Origin of the sequence: Archangium gephyra, from assembly GCF_049060025.1 — a bacterium.
GTDB classification, from domain to species: Bacteria; Myxococcota; Myxococcia; order Myxococcales; family Myxococcaceae; genus Archangium; species Archangium gephyra_A.
On the sequence record NZ_JBMEQQ010000002.1, the window covers coordinates 9,162,764 to 9,176,726 of the forward strand.

The following is a 13,963-nucleotide window of genomic DNA, read 5'->3' on the forward strand; positions in this document are numbered from 1 at the left end:
ATAACCCCTGCATTAGGCTCTGGCAACAATCGGCTCACTTTGCTTAAGGAACTCCTCATGGCGATTGGGAGGAAGAAGACGGGAGGAACAGGCACGAAGACCCGGGCGAAGCGGCCCACTGCTGCCCCGCCCCCCGAGGAAGCCGAGGCCGTGGAGGCGGAATCCGCCGAGCCGGAACCAGACGCCCTGGAGCCCGCCCCCGAGGAGCTGGAGGAGGTGGAGGCCGAGGTGGAGGAGGTCCCCGCTCCCCCCCGGGCGGCCCTGGTGAAGGCCGGGGAGACGGGGCTGGCCCGGACAGACCCCCTCCAGGCGTACATGAACGAGGTCCAGCGCCACCCCCTGCTCACCCGGGAGGAGGAGGTAGCGCTCGCCCGTCGCCTGCGCGACACGGGGGACGTGAAGGCGGCCTACCGCCTGGTGGCGGCCAACCTGAGACTGGTGGTGAAACTGGCCCACGAGTACCACCGCAACCCCCTGTCCCTGCTGGACCTGGTGCAGGAGGGCAACATCGGGCTGATGCAGGCGGTGAAGAAGTACGATCCGGAGCGGGGGGTGAAGCTCAGCTCCTACGCCGCATGGTGGATACGCGCCTACATCCTGCGCTACATCATGGACAACTGGAAGATGGTGAAGCTGGGGACGACGGAAGCCCAGCGGAAGCTCTTCTTCAAGCTGCGCCAGGAGCAGGACAAGTTGATGGCGCAGGGCTTCGAGGTGACGCCGAAGCTGCTGGCCGAGCGCCTCAACGTCACCGAGCAGGACGTGATGGAGATGGACCAGCGGCTGGGCCACGACGAGATGTCGCTGGACGCGCCGGTGGGTGGCGAGGACTCGTCGGCGACGCGGATGGACCGGTTCCTGCCGTCCTCGTCCGTGGGCGCCGAGGAGCGGCTGGGCAACGAGCAGCTCAAGGCGCTGTTCCGCGAGAAGATGCAGGAGTTCGCCAAATCGCTGGAGGGCAAGGAGCGCTACATCTTCGAGAACCGGCTGATCTCCGACGAGCCGCTGACGCTCCAGGACATTGGAGACAAGTACGGGGTGAGCCGGGAGCGGGCGAGGCAGATCGAAGCGGCGCTCATCAACCGGATGCGCGAGTACATGCGCGAGCACATTCCGGACTTCGACCTGGTGGCCAACCCCAAGGGGTGAGTGGCCGGCGATGGCGCCGTCTAGCGGCGGTGCCGGCCCCGGAAGTGACGGTCGAGGTAGTCCCCCAGCGCTTCCTCGCGCTCCCCGCCCGCGGCGCGCAGGGCGTGGGCCCCGTCCACGGCGGAGAGCGCCTCCTCGAGGGACACCTCTCCCTCGGCGAGCGCGGAGAAGAGGTTGCAGTGGTAGCGGCGGCAGCCCTCGGGGCGCTGGGCGTAGGCGGTGCACGTGCGCCCATCCAGCGCGGCGCAGCGCTGCGGCAGGATGGGCGTACCGTCCTCACGCTCCCTCACGGGCAGCCCCAGGGCCTTCAAGGGGCCGGCCTCGGTGCGCTGGAGCGGGACATGGGTGAAGAGGGTGCCGTCGCAGCACAGACCGCAGCGCAGGCACAGCGTGGAGAGAGGCATCGGAGTACGGCTTCCGGGGAGCGAGGGGCCCCCTTGCTAGTGGTGGACGACCCGCCGGGCAAGGGGCTCGCCGTGCGCCTCAGTCCTTCTTGTCCTCGAGGTAGTCGCGGAACGTCGCGACCTCCTCGATGCGGGCGTCGGTATAACCCCAGTGTTCGACGTCCACGTTGTACTGCCCCTTGGCGATCAACATTCCCCGGCAGAGCTTCTTGTTCTCGGGCTCGTTGTGCTGGTTGCGGGCGCGCTCGAGCAGCTCGTCCCAGACCCAGCGGGGCACGTGGTCGCGCTGGCCCGGGTAGCTGAAGCGGTAGAAGGTGACATGGGCCAGGAGCACCTCCCAGTACGGATCGAACCGGGCCATCAAGTGCTTCCAGTCCATCTGCTTGCCGCGGGCGAGGATGAGGTGGCTGATGTCGGTGCCGTCGAAGCGCTCGCGCTCGCAGACGAAGGCCTTGGACCAGATGATGTCCTCGGGAGGCGCCACCAGGATGGGCAGCCCGTGGATGACGCCCGGGTGGGCCTCGTCGATCCAGTGGTCATCGACGATCGCCACGCCGTTGCCCGAGCTGAAGATGAGATCGGCGAAGTACTCGTCGTTGGCGTAGGCCTTCGCGATCCACACCGGATCATGCATCTTCGTCTGGAAGCCCATGCCGTGCAGGGCCTCCATGGCGCGCTCCACGTGCTCGCGCTTGAGGAAGAGGTCCAGATCCTTGGTGTCGCGGTAGATGCCCGTATAGAGGTGGAGCGCGTAGGCGCCCGCGACCACGAAGGGAATCTCCGCGTTCTTGAGCGTGCTGAGCGCCAGCAGATGCGCCCCTCGCTCGATGGGAGGACGCTGATCCGCCTGCATCGGCGGTGGCGCCTTGCTGGGTCTCGCCGACTGGCCGGGAGAGTCCTGGCTGCTGTCCTGCCCCACAGTCGGATTGTCGGTCTCTTGAATGCTCATGGCACGCCCCCGGTGTCCTGGCAGGTAGGTTAGGGTCGGGAATCGGCGTGGGCAGGACGGTAGACAGTGCTCCAGCCCGCCCGGCCGCTCCCCAGACGAGTGAGAGGGAATCAGGCCGGGTTCGCCCAGAGCGCCCTGCCCGGCTCCGAGCCATTCACCTGCCGCTCCGCATGGCGGTAGGCGCGGGCCTTGCTCGGCGCGTCCACCTTCATCTGCTCGCCGCGCGGGCCGTGCAACTCCAGGTGGTAGCCCTGCTCCCGCAGGCCCTCGTTGGCGATGCTCCAGCCCGCCTGCTTGATGTGCTTCTTGCACACGCGCTCGCGTCCCTTCATGGTCGTCCCCTTTTCTTTTTGTCGCGGCCATGACGGACCGCGTCACGAGGGTTCAGGATCCGTCCGCCCGGGCGCGGCTGCATGCTGTTCCCGCTGCTTCGGGCTCGGCCGCCCGCTCATCGGCCCGGCGCGCGGAGGTGCATGGACGCCAGGCTCCCACGGGGCGCCGGAGGGGAGCGCCTCGCGGCGTGTCCGCCGTGCCCTCCGGCACGAGGAGCCGCCCTGGCACGCGAGGGCGGGGAAGTCTCATGGTGAAGGGGACGGAAGGAGACGACCATGGCACTTCCCAAACATCTGGACGATGCCGCTGACAGGCTGCACGAAGCCTTCGCACGAATCGAGGACGCACGCGCCAGACCGGCGAGCCCGGAGAGTCTGCACGAGTGGTTGAGCGCACTCACGGACTACGCCCAGGCGTTGACGGACCTGCACGAGTTCAGCAACGAGTCGGTGCACGAGAAGCTGCACGCGCTCGCGGGCCTGCTCAAGCTGCAGTCCTTCCCGGAGAACCCGGTTCAGGACATGGAGCCCCAGCAGCCCCAGACGCCAGGGAGCTGAGGAGGCCGCGTCACGCGCCGCGCCGTGACGGCATGCCGCCGAACGGCCACTCGAAGCCGGGGTACCGGACGAGCTCCGGTGCCTTGCGGCCTTGCCATGCGAACGCCTCGCCCGGGCGCATCAGCAGCGCCTGGGGCCCGTGCCCCGCCTGCCGGCGCACCTGCTTCAACCGCTCGGGGTAGGGGTCCGCGTCGGGGTTCTCGTCCAGGGTGCTGGCGCCGCTCACCGGCTCGCCGGGATAGCCCGGGTAGCGGGGGCCCATGCCCTCGCGCCAGTACCAGGGCGCGCCACCGTCCGCGCAGGGCACCACGTAGCGTGCGCCGAGCAACTCGCCGTAATGCAGGGCCTCCTCGGGCCCGGCCATGAGCTGCTGCGGCTTCACGAGCGATTCCACGGGCACGTCGACGAGGTAGGCGTCCAGCGTGGTGTATCCGAAGAAGAGGGGCTCGAGCCGGAAGCCGCGCACCCCGCAGAAGAGCACATCCACGGGTGCCTCCTTCCGCAGCGCGCGGCAGACGGCGCGCATGTCCCCGCGCACGTCGTGTCCGGCATCGGCGAAGAAGGCCGCGGAGAAGCCCGGCGCGCGCACCAGCCAGGTGTTCCCCTCGTTGAAGAGCTTCCGGGTAGAGGCCCTCGCCGTCGGTGGGCTGCTCGCCGTGGAAGGGCAGGGCGCGCACGGTGATGTCGCCCACGAGCCGCTCCTCGCCCCAGCGCAGGGCCTCGACGCGGGTGTAGCCGAGCTGCTGCAGCCGCAGCACGCAGTCGGTGGAGAAGAGGCTCTCGCGCTCCACCGCCGGGACGAAGATGCGCGTGTCGCGCGGCAACTGCAGCAGCGAGCCCAGGTGGAAATGGTCCCCGTGCGAGTGGGTGATGACGACCGCGTCCACCGGGCCGATGTCGCGCGGCTGCATGGGCGGGTAGTCCGGCCGGTCGAGCTGGCTGGCGGGGCGGAAGTAGGGATCCACCAGGACGCGCGCCTGGGTGCTCGACACCAGCACGGTGTTGTGGCCCACGAAGAGGGCGCCGGGGGTGGGCACCTCCACGGGGCCCTCGTGACGCACCAGCCAGCCGGCGCTGGACATGTCCGCGAGCAATTCGCCCACCGCGGGGACGGCCGAGAGGGCACGCAGCTCGGCGCGGGTGGTGCCACGCGCCAACGAGGCGAAGAGCTCGGCGAGGGCGGGCCACTCGCGGGCCTTCACGGGGAAGTCGAGCCCCAGTTCCTCCTGGCGGAGGTGGAGAATGCGGGGTTTGTGGCGCGTCGCGTCGGGAAACAGCACCTCGTGACGCAGCGGGCGCCTCCCCCCGCGCCGCCGGCCCTCGCCGCAGAGCGCGGCATAACCGGGAGTCTCCTCCAGCCAGCGCACCAGGGCCTTGGCCTCGCGCAGGGAGCGCTCCGGCCCCAGTTGGGCGAGCTGCTTCTTGAGGGGGACATGGGCCTGACGCACGGGCCGGGCGGTGGGGCCCTGGATGCTGCAACCCAGGTCCTCATGGTGCTCCGCCTCGGTGCGGGCCGAGGCGAGGACGGCGAGGCTGACGCCACGATGGAGGGTGAGCCGCATGGGGTTCTGCTAGCAGGGCCGTGGCTGGGGTGGCCAGCGCATTCACAGGACTGCTTGCTCGCTCCAGTGCTTTCCGATGATGCTCCGCGCGCGACCGGGACAGCGGGCCGGAGTGGGGGAGGTTGGCGCCCGGCGGGCTTGAGTTCCCGTCATTCTTGTGGAGGGGGAGATGAACAGTTTCTTCAGGATGGTTCCCGTCATGGTGGCGGGGTTCCTCCTGCTTTCTGCCACGGGAGCGAAGGGTGGACAGCCCCTCAGTCCCTACAGGCACTACGACAGCAACACCTTCGTCCACGGCAACTTCAAGCCCTTCTTCCAGAAGCAGTGGAAGGCCAGGCCTCCGCCGGAGCGGGAGCCCCAGCCCGGTCCGGACGGTGAGCCGGAGTTCTCGCCGCTGCTGCTGCCGCTCTCGGTGTCCTCGTTCCGCAAGGTGACCGGCCCCGTCATGCCCAAGCGGCTCGCCGAAAGGGTGAGGGAGCTCGAGCCCGAGCAGCGCAAGGCGCTCGAGGAAGCCCTGGTGCAGCTTCTCACGGGGTACGAGCAGCTGCTGGATCAGCAGGATCAGCCACTGCTGAAGCTGAACCTCGCCGGGGCCTTCAACTACCTCTTCATGTCCTCGTACTACGCGCTCAGCAACGGTCAGGAGCTGAGCGGCGAGCAGCAGCGGTCCATGCTGCGGCAGATCAACGCCGCCATCGCCATGGGCCTCAAGGATCGGCGCCTGTCGGACCGTGAAAAGCAGGAGTTGTACGAGTCGGCGGTGCTCTCGGGCGGCATCATCCTCGGGCTCTACAACGAGGGGCGTGACAAGGGGCAGCCGGACCAGCAGAAGGCGGCGCGCGAGCTCGCGAAGGAGTTGCTGGAGCAGATGATGGGCATCCGCATCGACAAGGTGCGCGTCGAGCCCGCCGCCGTGTGGATCGACTGAGCGGGGACCTGCTCAGGCCCGCGGGGACGAACCCGCCACCGCGGGAGCGCGAACGCGGGCGGCCATGACCCTTGGGGGCAGGGCCGCCGCGTGCTCAGCGCCAGGGGCGCGAGATGACGCAGGCGTTGATGCCGCCCACGCCCATGGAGAGCTTGCCAGCGCAGCCCTGGGGCGCGGCCACCGGCTTGTCGAAGACGTAGCGGGGGTGCACGCGGCCGATCTCCTTGTTGAGCTTCCCCTCGGACAGCGGGGTGGGGAACACCTCGCCCCGGGCGTAGCCGAGGTACTGGGCCGTCAGCTCCCAGCCGCCGCCGGCACCCATGCCGTGGCCGAAGGTGCCCTTGCGCGCCGTCACCAGCACCGTCTCGGGCAGCACCGAGCGCAGCGTCTCCATCTCCAGGTAGTCGCCCGGGGTGGCGGTGGCGTGCAGGTCCCAGCTCCCAATCTCGGAGGGCTCCACGCCCGCCTTGCGCAGGGCCTCGTGGATGGCCACGACGGGGCCCTCCTTCGAGGGCGTGATGATGTGGTCCGCGTCCGCGGTGACGCCCACGGTGAGGGGCTCCATGCCCAGCGGCTTGAAGCCCTTGGCGGTGAAGTGCTCCAGGTCTCCCAGAATCCACACCACCGAGCCACCGGCCACGTGCGTGCCGCGAAGCTGCGTCAGCGGCTTGGACACGGCGCCGTCCGCGCTCACCACGCGCGCGTTGTAGAAGCCACCCACGGTGAGCGGGTGCGGGGGAGGATCCGTCATCCCCAGCACCACCGCCTTCGCATCGCCGCTGGTGATGGCGTCGAGTGCCAGCTTCAGCCCGTAGCCGAACGAGGAGCACGCCGCCACCGGCGCGAACGTCATGCCGGTGAGCTTCCCCATCATCGAGATCTGCGAGGCGGGGGTGTTGTGGATGTTCCAGAGAATCTCGGACGGCACCGCGTTCCACGGCGGCTCGGGGGCGCCCCACTTCTTCTGCAGGCGCTGGTTGCGCGTCCGCTTCTCCTTGATGACGGCCAGCTTGGCGGCTTCCACGTTGCCGCCCTCGACGCCGGAGCCTTCAATCTCCTTCTGCTCGGCGAGGTACTCGCGCAGCTCGGGAGACTGGCCGGCCCAGAAGTGCCACCAGGCCTCCTCGGCCTCGTCGCGGTCCGCCTCGTCCACGGTGGAGGGCTCGGGAGGCAGGCCGGGCATCGGCTCGCGCGTCTCCAGCCAGCGGCGCAGGGTGCTGTTGCGCTCGGGAGACGCCCAGAACCGGTCCCACCGCCGCTGGGCGCGGTGCAGGTTCAGGGTGATGTCGTGGATGGTCGGCAGATCTCCCAGGCCGGTGCCCACGTACACATGGGAGCGGGCCCCCAGCGCCTGCAGCTCCTGCTCCAGGCCGGGATTCTGGCCGAGCGACTGGATGAAGGCGCCGATCGCCATCTTGGTCGGCATGCCCATCTTCTTCTCGAGCTGGGCGAAGCGCGTGGCGGGGAAGCGGGCGTCGATCCACGGCTTGTATTCCGCGAACTCGAAGTCCGGGTTGCCGACGAGGAAGTTGTCCGGACCGAAGCCGTTGAAGGGGGAGAGCCAGCTCTCCGACGTCGCGAGGTTCTTCTCGAAGGCCTCGATGTTCCGGGACCGGGGAGCGACCACTCCCCAGCCGAAGATTCCGACTCTGCGCACGTTGTTACCTCTGATTCCTGGTTCTCGCCGCCGACCTTCGAGCCACCCTCTACAGCGGCTCGATCGTCAGGTTGTCGAAGAAGAGCTGGGCCTCCCAGCTGGAGAACCCGAAGCGGTCGTGACCCTTTCCCTCGAGCGGCAGGGGGTCATCGAACTCCATGAAGGGCTTTCCATCGATGGACCAGCGTAACAGCGAGCCCCTGCGCTCGATACGCCAGTGATAGGTCCGGCCAATCTCCACCGGGTAGGGCCGGGCCTCCACCCGCATGTGCGTGTCCTTCCGGAACACGCCCGTCTCCACCAGTCCCGAGCCCTTGCCACCATTGCGCTCGGCCACCCGCCGGGCCTCACGCTGGAGCGCTTCCAGCGGGGCGCCGTGCTCGTCCAGCCGCGCGATGATGGACAGCGAGTTGTTCCACCCGCCGTGAATGAGGATGTACCCGGAGGCGTGGTCGCTGCCGTCGCCGAAGATCTCCGCCTTGATGTCGCCCTCGGGAGACTGGGAGCGCACGTCGAACTCGACGGCCACGTCGCGCGGCAGCTTCGCCTGGAGCCAGAGCGGATTGTTCTTCACGCCCGGTGACAGGAGCTGCCCCTCCACCACGCGCCAGTGGCCGCCGGTGGAGAAGAAGTCGCGCTGCACCACGGACGGGTCCGAGAAGTCCTGGCTGTAGGGAACGGTGGCGGTGGTGGCGGGCTCGCCGCGGAAGAGGGCGTAGTGGATGAGGGGGAACTGGATGGCGAGGATGACGGCGGCGAGCACCGCCCAGCCCCGCCGCGACAAGCCCTCGGGCTTCTTCCAGGCGACCCTGGCCTCGGCGTCCGCGGCGGGAGCGCCATCGGCCGTGGGGGCCTGGGGCTCCCGGGTCTCGAGGTTCTTCTCCTTGCGTCTGGCCTGGCCCATCGCTGTCGCTCGTCCGCAGGGGGGTGGAGGGGGGCGCGGACTGTATGCGCCGCCCCGGTGGAGGTAAAGGCTGCTCGCGGCTGGCTACTTGCCGCCCCGGGGGGCGCTCCAGCGCTTCTCGGTGGCCTTCAACTCGGCCTGGCGCATCTTCAAGCGCTGGCGCTCGGCGTGCTGGCGCTCCTCCTCCTCGGGCGAGGGGCGCACGGCGATCTGATAGACGCTGCCGGCGATGGCGAAGAGGCCCGCGGCGATGATGAGGCCCCAGGGCTGGCTGGCCATGGCGCTGACGAGCCCGCCGAACTGGTGCAGGGCCGCCATGGCGCCGAGCACGAGCAGCCAGCCGCCAATCATGGAGGCGATGATGGCCGCCACGTGGCGGTGCAGCACCGCGGCGGCGAGGCCGCCGAGGATGAGGCCGGGCGCGAAGCCGACGAGGAAGTCGCTGGGTCCGGCGATCTGCCCGCCCAGCAGGCCGATGGGGATGCCCACGCCGAGGTAGATGATGGCCGGAGGGAAGATGATGCCCAGGACGGTGAGCACCGCGGCGGCGACGGAGGGCAGGCGCGGGTCCGCGGCCACGCCCAACTTCGTGAGCACCAGGCCCGTCCAGCCCAGGCCGATGAGCATGCCCAGGGGCCCGGACACGGCGCGGAAGGCGGACTTGCCGCCCCCGAAGAGCAGCAGCCCGAGCCCCAGCACGCAGCACACGATGCCGGCCCACATGGGCATCAACCGGTAGATGGCCACCCAGCCGGCGGGGTTGAACGACTGGTAGGCCTTGAGGGCTTCGAGGTACGAGTCCACGGCGGTGTCCTAGTAGCGCGTGGCGGCGAGCACCACGAGCAGCACGAGGATGACGGCGGCCAGGATGGCGAAGCCGTACAGCGAGGGGGCGGTGGTGGCGCGGCGCAGCAGCTCCTGGGCCTGCGCCTTGTCGTCCGGGCTGGGATTGTCCGCCAGGATGCGCTCGGCCTCACGCCGGGCGGCGACCACGTCCCCCGAGTCCTTGAGCTTCCACGCCGCCTGCATCCGGGGGGAGGCAGGGTCTTTCGGCGTCTGTCCGCCTTTCGCCATGGGGCAACTCTATAGCGGGGAATGCAAGGGCGCGTCGACGGTATATAGAAACCCCTATGCCCGTGCGCCCCCTCAGCCGTCGAACCCTCCTGCTCGGGAGCGCGGCGCTCGTCCCTCTGCTGTCCGGACGTGCGTTCGCCTTTGGAGAGAAGAGCCGCTTCATCCCCGCCGTGGCCCGGCATGGTGGCCGCTGGGACACGAGATTGTCGGGGCTCCGACGAATCGCCTGGGAGTTGCAGCGGCGCACCTCGGTGGAGGTGTTGCCGGACGCCCGCCCCTTCGCCCTCTCCAGCCCGGAGCTCTTCGAGTACCCCTTCCTGTACCTGGGCGGGGACGGGGCCTTTCCGCCCTTCAGCGAGGCCGAGGTGGAGAACCTGCGGCGCTACCTCACCTTCGGGGGCTTCCTCCTGGCGGACGCCAATGACGGCAGCGACGGGGAGGGCTTCGACACCAGCTTCCGGCGGGAGATGGCGCGGGTGCTGCCGCAGAGCCCGCTCACCCCGGTGCCGTCCAAGCACGTCGTCTTCAAGAGCTTCTTCCTGCTGGACTCGGCGCCGGGCCGGTTGCTCAACAAGCCACAGTTGCTGGCGGCCAACCTCGGCAAGCGGGCGGCGGTGATGTACTCGCAGAACGACCTGGCCGGGGCGTGGAACCGCAGCGAGGCGGGAGACTACGAGTTCGACGTCTCCCCGGGCGGCGAGCCCCAGCGTGAGCTGGCCGTGCGGCTGGGGGTGAACCTCTGCATGTACGCCCTCTGCCTGGACTACAAGGACGACGCCGTCCACCTGCCGCTCATCCTCAACAAGCGCCGCTGACGCGAGGCCCCTGACTCATTCATGGACACCACCCCCTTCAATGCCTGGAAGCTCGTCAGCCTTTCGCCGCTGCCCGTGTGGGCGCTGGTGCTGATGGGCGTGGGCCTGGCGCTCGGAGTGGGGCTGGCGGCGTGGGGCGTGCGGCGAGAGCCGGCGCGGCTGCGGCGTTGGGCCCTGTGGACGCTGCGCGCGGGCGCGGGCCTGGCGGCGCTCTTCTTCCTGTTGGAGCCCGGCATCCGCAACCTGCAGGTGGCGCGGATGAAGAACCGGCTGGCGGTGCTGGTGGACCGCTCGGCGTCGATGAACTTCCCGGTGGAGCCGGGGGGCGTGACGCGCTCGGCGCAGGCGGCCGCCTTCCTGGAGGAGGCCGCGCCGGGGCTGGCGGGGTTGCAGGACCGGTACACGGTGGAGGTGTACGGCTTCGATCCGGAGCTGTCGCCCACGTCGGCCGAGGCGCTGGCGAAGGAGCCGGCGCGGGCGGGGACGTCGGACCTGCTGTCGGCGCTGCGCTCGGTGGGAGCGGGGGCGCAGGGCGCGAAGAAGCTGGGCGGCGTGCTGCTGGTGAGCGACGGCGCGGACAACGTGGAGCTGGCGGGAGGCGCGGTGGGCCGGGCGCGAGCGGCGCTGGCGGACCTGAACGTGCCGGTGTCCACCTTCCTGGTGGGCCGCGAGGCGCTGAAGGACCTGGCGGTGGAGCGGGTGAAGGTGGACGACTTCGCCTTCGTGCGCAACTCCATCACGGTGGAGGTGGAGGTGCACGGCCGGGGCTTCTCGGGGCAGGACGTGCCGGTGGTGCTGAAGCAGGAAGGCAAGGTGGTGGCGAGCAAGTCGGTGCGCTTCGAGTCCTCGGACGACGTGAAGCCGGTGGGTTTCACCTTCACGCCGGACCAGACGGGGCGCTTCGTCTACACGGTGAGCATGCCCGTCTTCCCGGACGAGGCGGTGGGGGACAACAACACCCGCTCCTTCGTGCTGAAGGTGATTCGCGACCGCGTGCGCGTGCTGCTGGTGGTGGGCCGGCCCTCGTGGGACGAGCGCTTCCTGCGCGGACTGCTGCGCCAGGACGCGAACGTGGACCTGGTGAGCTTCTACATCCTGCGGACGATGTCGGATGATCCGGGCGTGGTGAGCCAGGAGCGCGAGCTGTCGCTGATTCCCTTCCCGATGGAGGAGATCTTCGACACGAAGCTGGACACCTTCGACGTCGTCATCTTCCAGAACTTTGGTTACACGGACACGTCGCTGTCGATCGCCCAGTACGAGCGCAACCTGGAGCGCTACGTGCACAACGGCGGGGCGCTGGTGATGATCGGCGGCGACAGTGTGCTGGGCGAGGGCCGCGCGAGCATGCCCACGCTGTACGAGACGCTGCCGGTGGAGGGAGCGGGCCCGGCGAACGTGGAGCCCTTCAAGGCGCGGCTGACGCCGGAGGGAATGCGTCACCCGGTGACGGCGATGGCGTCGGGAGGGGCGAGCACGGAGACGGTCTGGGCGGACCTGCCGGCGATTCCGGGAGCGAACCAGACGCGGGCGAAGCCGGGGGCGACGGTGCTGATGGACCATCCGTTCATGACGGTGGACGGGAAGAACGCGCCGCTGGTGTCGGTGTGGGACTACGGGCGGGGCCGGTCGATGGTGGTGGCCACGGATGCGAGCTGGTACTGGGCCTTCACGGCGCACAAGGGAGGCTCGCCGAGCCGCGCGTATGACCGGTTCTGGAGCAACGCGCTGCGCTGGCTGGTGAGGGATCCGGACCTGACGACGCTGAACGTGACGGCGGATCCTCCCTCGGTGGAGCCGGGCAAGGCGGTGGGGGTGGTGGTGTCCTCGAGGACGGCGGACTACCAACCGGCGCAGGACGCGCAGGTGCGGGTGGAGCTGGTGTCGGTGGACACGCAGACGCCGGTGGCGGTGCAGACGGGACAGACGGGTCCGGATGGTGTGGTGCGGCTGGAGTTCGCACCGCCGGCGCCGGGGCCGTACAAGCTGGTGGCCACGGCGAAGAAGGGCGAGACGGACCTGGGGAAGGGCGAGGACGCGGTGGCGGTGCGCGCGGTGGGCCCGGAGCTGTCGGACGCCTCGGTGCGGCCGGAGCTGATGGAGCAGATCGCCAGGTACACGGGAGGCAAGGCGTTCCGGCTGCCGATGAATGGGTTGCCGGACGACGTGCCGCTGTTGGATCCACCGGTGGTGGAGGTGGGCCGGGCGAAGGATCGGCCGCTGTGGGACCGGTGGTACTACCTGGTGGCGCTGGTGGGGCTGCTGGGCACCGAGTGGTTCCTGCGCCGCCGCTTCGGGTACGTGTGAGGAACGACTCCTGAGTAACTGGGTAACCACCCCGAGGCCCGGGTGTCAGACGACTCGTAGGCGGCGGCAACGAGTCCTTTGACACCTTCCGAGCCTTCCGAGCGCTCGACAAGACCTGAGCCACACTGCCGGTATCAGGCGGCGTGGACTCGTGCGAGAATGCCTCGAGACGAGGTCCTGGCCTGTCGGCCAACGTCATGCGGAGGGGTGGAGGGTGGAACCTGCCGGAGCGTGACGGGACGGACCACGTCGCACGCTCCGACGCCTTTTGACGCCTATCTGGAGCGCAGCCCGTCATGCCTACCCAGCAGCAGAAGATCACGCTGATCCAACTCAAGCTTGGCGGCGATTCGAATTATTTGAGTGTCACGCCCGACGTGTCGCAGCTCCCGGAAGACGTCTCGAAGCTCCTCAACCTGCCCTCGGCGGAGAAGCTCCGGGAGGAGCTGTCGAAGCTGAGCGACAAGGTCACCGACGACGCGCTGAGCAATGCGTCGACCCTGGCCAAGGACAAGGGCTTCTACAAGCTGCACAACTGGGCCAGCGGGGGCAGCCCCTTCCGGCGGTTCAAGGACGACGAGATCACCAAGTACTTCGAGGAGCTGTTCGAGAGCTTGGTGGGTGTCAGTGCCAGCCTCGCGGCCAACAAGGATCCCTGGTTCGAGGGGGACTCCATCGCGTTGAACCGCGCCGACCTGTTCCACGGCCACCTGGTCTATGACACCTCGGCGCCGCTCCCGGACATCCTGCTGCTGTTCCACGCCAAGGAGTACCCGTCCGACATCGAGGAGTTCAAGAGCAACACGGCCAAGCTGCTGGAGCCCCAGGCCTACAAAGAGGTCAAGACCTCGAGCAAGGGCTACAAGTACCGCTGCTCCATCTACTCGCTGCGGTTCAACAAGCTGTGGATTCTCCGGCTCTCGGACAACAACAGCCCATACCGCTCCCTCGTCAACGATCCGAACCTGAACGCCCATCAAAACCCGCTGCGCATCGATCAGGACGACCTGGGCGAATGCGTCTCCGACATCAACTACTTCCCCAACGATGGCGTGCCCTTGTTCTTCTGCTTGAGGCCGCGCTCGTCCTGAGCGCGGCGCATGGGCTCACTCCGCGGCGTGTACCCCAAGGGGGGCTGCGCGCTACCTTGTCGGCGCACTTATTGTGATCGGCATCTCCGCCTCGGTGTGGCACGGGGATGGGGTCGCACTTGGAGCGGGGCTCCGCGCGGCCCGGCAGCGACGAACGAGCCCGCCGGGTCCCGGCGATTGAAACCCGATTCCGCCGCATGGTAGGACAGCGGTAATCGCCCGCTCCCGACCGA

General features: G+C 69.0%; 14 protein-coding genes and 1 pseudogene. 6 read left to right on the forward strand and 9 right to left on the reverse strand.

The features are described from left to right. Positions 1-57: 57 nt before the first annotated feature. Positions 58-1,149: a sigma-70 family RNA polymerase sigma factor gene (locus ACN28I_RS40030; RefSeq protein ID WP_420947147.1), complete on the forward strand. Its 1,092-nt coding sequence runs from the start codon at positions 58-60 to the stop codon at positions 1,147-1,149. A gap of 20 nt (positions 1,150-1,169) precedes the next feature. Here the strand turns inward: ACN28I_RS40030 and ACN28I_RS40035 are convergent, their stop codons facing one another. From ACN28I_RS40035 to ACN28I_RS40045, 3 genes are all read right to left on the reverse strand, one after another. Beyond that, positions 1,170-1,553 carry a YkgJ family cysteine cluster protein gene (locus ACN28I_RS40035; protein ID WP_420947148.1) on the reverse strand — a complete coding sequence of 128 codons (384 nt, stop codon included), beginning with the start codon at positions 1,551-1,553 and terminating at the stop codon, positions 1,170-1,172. Positions 1,554-1,632: 79 nt separating this feature from the next. Continuing rightward, positions 1,633-2,502, reverse strand: a complete 870-nt coding sequence (locus ACN28I_RS40040; protein WP_420947149.1) for a nucleotidyltransferase — start codon at positions 2,500-2,502, stop codon at positions 1,633-1,635. Between the two features lie 110 nt (positions 2,503-2,612). Next, a complete protein-coding gene (locus ACN28I_RS40045) occupies positions 2,613-2,834 on the reverse strand; it encodes a hypothetical protein (RefSeq protein WP_420947150.1) in 222 nt (73 codons plus the stop codon). A gap of 276 nt (positions 2,835-3,110) precedes the next feature. On the opposite strand from ACN28I_RS40045, the gene ACN28I_RS40050 reads away from it, so the two are divergent. Next, positions 3,111-3,392 carry a hypothetical protein gene (locus ACN28I_RS40050; protein WP_420947151.1) on the forward strand — a complete coding sequence of 94 codons (282 nt, stop codon included), beginning with the start codon at positions 3,111-3,113 and terminating at the stop codon, positions 3,390-3,392. Between the two features lie 10 nt (positions 3,393-3,402). Here the strand turns inward: ACN28I_RS40050 and ACN28I_RS40055 are convergent. Further along, positions 3,403-4,954: pseudogene (locus ACN28I_RS40055) on the reverse strand (MBL fold metallo-hydrolase). Positions 4,955-5,123: 169 nt separating this feature from the next. Between ACN28I_RS40055 and ACN28I_RS40060 the strand changes: the two are divergent. Next, entirely contained in the window at positions 5,124-5,882 is a 759-nt protein-coding gene (locus tag ACN28I_RS40060) for a DUF6683 family protein (RefSeq protein ID WP_420947152.1), read from the forward strand. Positions 5,883-5,976: 94 nt separating this feature from the next. On the opposite strand, the gene ACN28I_RS40065 is transcribed toward ACN28I_RS40060, so the two are convergent. The 4 genes from ACN28I_RS40065 to ACN28I_RS40080 all read right to left on the reverse strand — a co-directional run bounded on the left by ACN28I_RS40065 (position 5,977) and on the right by ACN28I_RS40080 (position 9,517). Next, positions 5,977-7,539, reverse strand: a complete 1,563-nt coding sequence (locus tag ACN28I_RS40065; RefSeq protein WP_420947153.1) for a beta-ketoacyl synthase N-terminal-like domain-containing protein — start codon at positions 7,537-7,539, stop codon at positions 5,977-5,979. 49 nt (positions 7,540-7,588) lie between these two features. Then, positions 7,589-8,443 (reverse strand): hypothetical protein, encoded by an 855-nt coding sequence (locus ACN28I_RS40070; protein WP_420947154.1) that lies wholly within the window; start codon positions 8,441-8,443, stop codon positions 7,589-7,591. An 84-nt stretch (positions 8,444-8,527) separates the two neighbouring features. Continuing rightward, on the reverse strand, positions 8,528-9,247 hold the full coding sequence (locus ACN28I_RS40075) for a hypothetical protein (protein WP_420947155.1): 720 nt from the start codon (positions 9,245-9,247) through the stop codon (positions 8,528-8,530). A gap of 9 nt (positions 9,248-9,256) precedes the next feature. Continuing rightward, entirely contained in the window at positions 9,257-9,517 is a 261-nt protein-coding gene (locus ACN28I_RS40080) for a molecular chaperone DnaJ (protein WP_420947156.1), read from the reverse strand. Positions 9,518-9,573: 56 nt separating this feature from the next. Here ACN28I_RS40080 and ACN28I_RS40085 point away from each other — a divergent pair, with 56 nt between their 5' ends. The 3 genes from ACN28I_RS40085 (at position 9,574) to ACN28I_RS40095 (ending at position 13,730) form a co-directional block, all read left to right on the forward strand. Next, positions 9,574-10,332 (forward strand): DUF4159 domain-containing protein, encoded by a 759-nt coding sequence (locus ACN28I_RS40085; protein WP_420947157.1) that lies wholly within the window; start codon positions 9,574-9,576, stop codon positions 10,330-10,332. A 21-nt stretch (positions 10,333-10,353) separates the two neighbouring features. After that, entirely contained in the window at positions 10,354-12,639 is a 2,286-nt protein-coding gene (locus ACN28I_RS40090; protein WP_420947158.1) for a glutamine amidotransferase, read from the forward strand. Positions 12,640-12,935: 296 nt separating this feature from the next. Next, entirely contained in the window at positions 12,936-13,730 is a 795-nt protein-coding gene (locus ACN28I_RS40095) for a hypothetical protein (RefSeq protein WP_420947159.1), read from the forward strand. Here the strand turns inward: ACN28I_RS40095 and ACN28I_RS40100 are convergent. Continuing rightward, a complete protein-coding gene (locus ACN28I_RS40100; RefSeq protein WP_420947160.1) occupies positions 13,669-13,929 on the reverse strand; it encodes a DUF6310 domain-containing protein in 261 nt (86 codons plus the stop codon). The genes ACN28I_RS40095 and ACN28I_RS40100 overlap by 62 nt on opposite strands. Positions 13,930-13,963 lie beyond the last annotated feature (34 nt).

Coding starts and splice junctions, on each gene's coding strand:
- ACN28I_RS40080 (WP_420947156.1), bottom strand. CDS start 9,517: ATGGCGAAAGGCGGACAGACGCCGAAAGACCCTGCCTCCCCCCGGATG.
- ACN28I_RS40040 (WP_420947149.1), bottom strand. CDS start 2,502: ATGAGCATTCAAGAGACCGACAATCCGACTGTGGGGCAGGACAGCAGC.
- ACN28I_RS40090 (WP_420947158.1), top strand. CDS start 10,354: ATGGACACCACCCCCTTCAATGCCTGGAAGCTCGTCAGCCTTTCGCCG.
- ACN28I_RS40100 (WP_420947160.1), bottom strand. CDS start 13,929: ATGCGGCGGAATCGGGTTTCAATCGCCGGGACCCGGCGGGCTCGTTCG.
- ACN28I_RS40050 (WP_420947151.1), top strand. CDS start 3,111: ATGGCACTTCCCAAACATCTGGACGATGCCGCTGACAGGCTGCACGAA.
- ACN28I_RS40085 (WP_420947157.1), top strand. CDS start 9,574: ATGCCCGTGCGCCCCCTCAGCCGTCGAACCCTCCTGCTCGGGAGCGCG.
- ACN28I_RS40045 (WP_420947150.1), bottom strand. CDS start 2,834: ATGAAGGGACGCGAGCGCGTGTGCAAGAAGCACATCAAGCAGGCGGGC.
- ACN28I_RS40060 (WP_420947152.1), top strand. CDS start 5,124: ATGAACAGTTTCTTCAGGATGGTTCCCGTCATGGTGGCGGGGTTCCTC.
- ACN28I_RS40095 (WP_420947159.1), top strand. CDS start 12,936: ATGCCTACCCAGCAGCAGAAGATCACGCTGATCCAACTCAAGCTTGGC.
- ACN28I_RS40035 (WP_420947148.1), bottom strand. CDS start 1,553: ATGCCTCTCTCCACGCTGTGCCTGCGCTGCGGTCTGTGCTGCGACGGC.
- ACN28I_RS40030 (WP_420947147.1), top strand. CDS start 58: ATGGCGATTGGGAGGAAGAAGACGGGAGGAACAGGCACGAAGACCCGG.
- ACN28I_RS40070 (WP_420947154.1), bottom strand. CDS start 8,443: ATGGGCCAGGCCAGACGCAAGGAGAAGAACCTCGAGACCCGGGAGCCC.